Source organism: Peribacillus sp. P4_C12 (assembly GCF_056402095.1).
Genome location: NZ_JBFUIB010001149.1, coordinates 1 through 610, shown reverse-complemented (window position 1 = coordinate 610; position 610 = coordinate 1). Strand labels below are relative to the sequence as shown.

At 36.2% G+C, this 610-nt stretch carries 2 protein-coding genes; both read left to right on the top strand.

What is annotated here, in order from left to right:
• On the top strand, window positions 1-184 hold a 184-nt coding region (locus tag AC1DUW_RS31865), incomplete at its 5' end, for a JAB domain-containing protein (protein WP_477644585.1).
• A gap of 147 nt (window positions 185-331) precedes the next feature.
• Window positions 332-610: rod shape-determining protein (locus AC1DUW_RS31860; protein ID WP_477644584.1), on the top strand; the 279-nt coding region annotated here is incomplete at its 3' end.

Below are 610 nucleotides of genomic sequence, written 5' to 3'. Positions count from 1 at the left end.
GTCTGCTGCCTCTATCATCTGTCTTCATAACCACCCCTCCGGAGACCCGTCTCCCAGCAGAGAAGATATTGAAGTAACGAAAAGATTAGTCGAATGTGGTAAAATAATTGGGATTGAAGTATTGGATCATATCATTATTGGGGAGCACAAATATGTTAGTTTGAAGGAAAAAGGTTATTTATGACACTATCAAAATTTTTGATGATACGATATAATATTGTTTATGATTTTTAAAAGAGGAAACTTTTTCAAAACTCTTATTGTCAAAAAACGACAAATTATTATTTGAACTTATAAAAAGGATTTTTGTTTACGAAAGGGAGATACCATAATGTTTGGAATTGGCGCTAGAGATATAGGAATTGATTTAGGAACAGCTAATACGCTTGTTTATGTAAAAGGAAAAGGGATTGCCGTACGTGAACCATCTGTTGTTGCTGTGCAAACAGATACAAAACAGATTGTCGCAGTCGGAAATGATGCGAAAAACATGATCGGTCGTACACCTGGAAACGTGGTTGCCCTTCGCCCGATGAAGGACGGAGTTATTGCCGATTATGAAACAACGGCTACAATGATGAAGTATTATATGAAAGAAGCTCAAAAAAAG